This is a genomic window from Lutibacter sp. (genome assembly GCF_040883305.1).
Classification (GTDB): Bacteria; Bacteroidota; Bacteroidia; order Flavobacteriales; family Flavobacteriaceae; genus Lutibacter.
In genome coordinates this window covers 1-2,623 of record NZ_JBFLKT010000101.1, presented here as the reverse complement: position 1 = coordinate 2,623, position 2,623 = coordinate 1, and the positions used below count along the sequence as shown (strand labels likewise).

The window sequence follows — 2,623 nt, the reverse complement described above, 5'->3', positions numbered from 1 at the left end:
ATTGGAGGGGAATGGATAGCTAAAGTTGATAACAGAAGAGACCATTTTACTAAACGATATAAAAGTGTGGTGAAAAATCACTTTAATTTCGGAATTGATTATGGATTGTATAGTTTTAGACACACTTATATTACAAAATTATACAGAGAACTTGTGAAAAACTCTTCTCCTAACGAAGCCGAAGGTAAATTGATGTTAATTACAGGACACGCTTCTATCACTGCATTGCGTAAATATTTAAGAGATATTGATGCGGAGTTACCAGAAGATTATTCAGACTTGATTAAATAGTAATTTTATGAACCAATCCACATTAGATACATTTTATAACGAGCTGGTAAAAACTCTTTTTCATGATGTAATATTCTATATACCTAGTGAAATTATCCCTACAGATGTTCTTAAAAATCTTGAAAGTAAAATTCCTCCACATTTTTTAGATGAAATTTCTTTATTAGATGTCTATTATGGTATTGGTGAATTTGATTTAACAGAATTTAATGAGCGACTTATAAAGAAGCCAAAGCTATTTGAGGATACCATATTTTATCTTTTGGAGAAACAAAAAGAGCTTAATGCTTCTGCATTTAACTATATACTTAACAAATATATGGATAAGGTGGAGTTTTATTCTGCTATTGTGAATTGGCTAAACATCAATTTAAAAACCTTCAATAGAAATTTAGATTTTGGAACTATTGGAATATTCGAAATTCAAAATGAAATTTACAAAACACACTTTATAGAATTGATAAATTGTTTTTATCGTGAAAATGAGTATCCACTAAAACAATATTATGACCTTTCCGAAATAATTAAAATTTATATTCCAGATCTTATTTCAAGAATAGATCAATATAATTTAGAAGTTCCAATTGAATCTACTAATAAAGTATCAAAACCAGATAAAAAGATAGATGCAGATACGATTAAAACTGAAAAATCATCGAACAAACCAAAAAAGAGCATAAAAAAAGAACCTCTTATCTCTGAAAAAGAAGCTGAAAACTTTTTATTAACTAATGTTTTTAATATTAAACTGAATTGCAATGGCAAAGAAACAACGAATTAAAAATGAAGATCCATCCATAAATTTTCGATTATCCCCTGAAATGAAAAAATGGGTAATTAATGAAGCGATTTCTAAAAACGTGACTGTTTCAAATTACTTAAGAAATCATTTAGAAAAGTTTATTGATGGAACCTTGTATAGTGAGGTTAACAAATGGGATGAATATCTTCCTTTTCATAAATCAATAGAGTTTCTACAACTAATTACTTTTGTGTTTAGTAAAAGGAAAAACAGTAAATGCGAATCAACTATCCAACAACTAGAACAATATATTAAAACAATCAAACAAATGGATAATGAGGATTTACCTCAAGAGATAATTTCAGGGTTTGATACTGTATTAGTGGAATTAATTAAAGTTAAAAATAATGATCTAACTAATATTAGTTTTAAATTTTGTGGAGATACTTTTCATACCCCCGATTTTAAATATGACTTATTAGAGGATTACCTTCTAAATAAAGTGGAACCAATGGAGAATTACAATGTATAAAATTCACATATTTATTTGTGATATTTTTCGTGATTATTTTGTGATAAAAAAATATCACAAATACAAAAACCAGTTGCAACTACAAAATAAATTAGTAAAACCCTCTATTTTATTGAGTTTTTAGGTATAATAATCTAAGTTGCGAAATTGCAACTAAAATTAGACTTGTAATAATAACTAAATTAAATTCCACAAACAATTCGTTTAGAATAAAAAGGATCTATTAATAAACAAATCCATTTTCAATTGGTTCTAAATTTGTTATATATTCAGAGTTAAAGGTTCTGTCGCATCTGCCAAATATGATTATAAATTTTATTTGAATCTTGATTTACGAAGCTAAGGAGATAAACGATTTATAGGTTGAACTTTTAGGCTTCAACAATCGATTTTTCTTAATCATTCTAACTACTTCTATTCCTGATATGGTTCTCTTTGCAGATTCAAATTCTTTAAAGCCTAGACCAAGCATTATATTCCACTTTATCATTCGATGATCTTGCTCTACAATATTATTCAAGTATTTGCATTGCCTTATTTTTATATTTGAATAGTTTATTCTGTTATATAGTCTTATAGCAGCTATGTTCGCACCACTCTTATCAATGTTTATTAGTTCTGGCTTAGAATTACTATCTATAGCTTTTATTAAAAATCTTTGTACGGATATGCGTTGTCCTCATTTGGTTAACAAAAAATCTACAGTTTTTCCCTTCTTTATCAACTGCTCTATATAAATATTTCCACTCACCCTTTACCTTAATATAGGTTTCATCAAGTCTCCATCTTTTTCCAACTGATTTCTTTCGCTTTCTGAATTGTTGTTCAACAAGGGGAGTGAACTTAAATACCCACCGTTGAATGGTAGCGTGATCTACTTTTACGCCTCTTACAGATAGAAGTTCTTCTATATCTCCGTAGCTTAAACTGAATCTCAATTTAAAATAAACAGCTTGTAATATGATAACTTTTGGAAAACAAAGGCCTTTGAACATGTATTTTTGATTCAAATATAGACATTAAGCTTATTAAAGTTACAGATTCGACAGAGCCATACT

The 2,623-nt window shown here is 28.1% G+C and carries 4 protein-coding genes and 1 pseudogene; 3 read left to right on the top strand and 2 right to left on the bottom strand.

Annotated elements, in window-relative coordinates; genetic code table 11:
* The 3 genes and pseudogenes from AB1Z17_RS03070 to AB1Z17_RS03060 all read left to right on the top strand — a co-directional run.
* Nucleotides 1-291: pseudogene (locus tag AB1Z17_RS03070) on the top strand (site-specific integrase); the annotation flags it as partial.
* A 7-nt stretch (nt 292-298) separates the two neighbouring features.
* On the top strand, nt 299-1,072 hold the full coding sequence (locus tag AB1Z17_RS03065) for a hypothetical protein (RefSeq protein WP_368050320.1): 774 nt from the start codon (nt 299-301) through the stop codon (nt 1,070-1,072).
* Complete coding sequence (locus AB1Z17_RS03060) at nt 1,050-1,565, top strand: hypothetical protein (protein WP_368050319.1); 516 nt, start codon at nt 1,050-1,052, stop codon at nt 1,563-1,565. Before AB1Z17_RS03065 ends, AB1Z17_RS03060 begins: the two co-directional genes overlap by 23 nt.
* 331 nt (nt 1,566-1,896) lie before the next feature.
* On the opposite strand, the gene AB1Z17_RS03055 is transcribed toward AB1Z17_RS03060, so the two are convergent.
* The gene (locus tag AB1Z17_RS03055) at nt 1,897-2,172 is read right to left on the bottom strand and encodes a DDE-type integrase/transposase/recombinase (RefSeq protein WP_368050321.1); all 276 of its coding nucleotides are present in this window, start codon (nt 2,170-2,172) and stop codon (nt 1,897-1,899) included.
* 25 nt (nt 2,173-2,197) lie between these two features.
* Nucleotides 2,198-2,560: an IS6 family transposase gene (locus AB1Z17_RS03050; protein ID WP_368050318.1), complete on the bottom strand. Its 363-nt coding sequence runs from the start codon at nt 2,558-2,560 to the stop codon at nt 2,198-2,200.
* Nucleotides 2,561-2,623: the final 63 nt, after the last annotated feature.

Excerpts from the sequence above, each read along its gene's own strand:
- AB1Z17_RS03065 (WP_368050320.1), top strand. The coding sequence starts at position 299 with ATGAACCAATCCACATTAGATACATTTTATAACGAGCTGGTAAAAACT.
- AB1Z17_RS03060 (WP_368050319.1), top strand. The coding sequence starts at position 1,050 with ATGGCAAAGAAACAACGAATTAAAAATGAAGATCCATCCATAAATTTT.
- AB1Z17_RS03050 (WP_368050318.1), bottom strand. The coding sequence starts at position 2,560 with ATGTTCAAAGGCCTTTGTTTTCCAAAAGTTATCATATTACAAGCTGTT.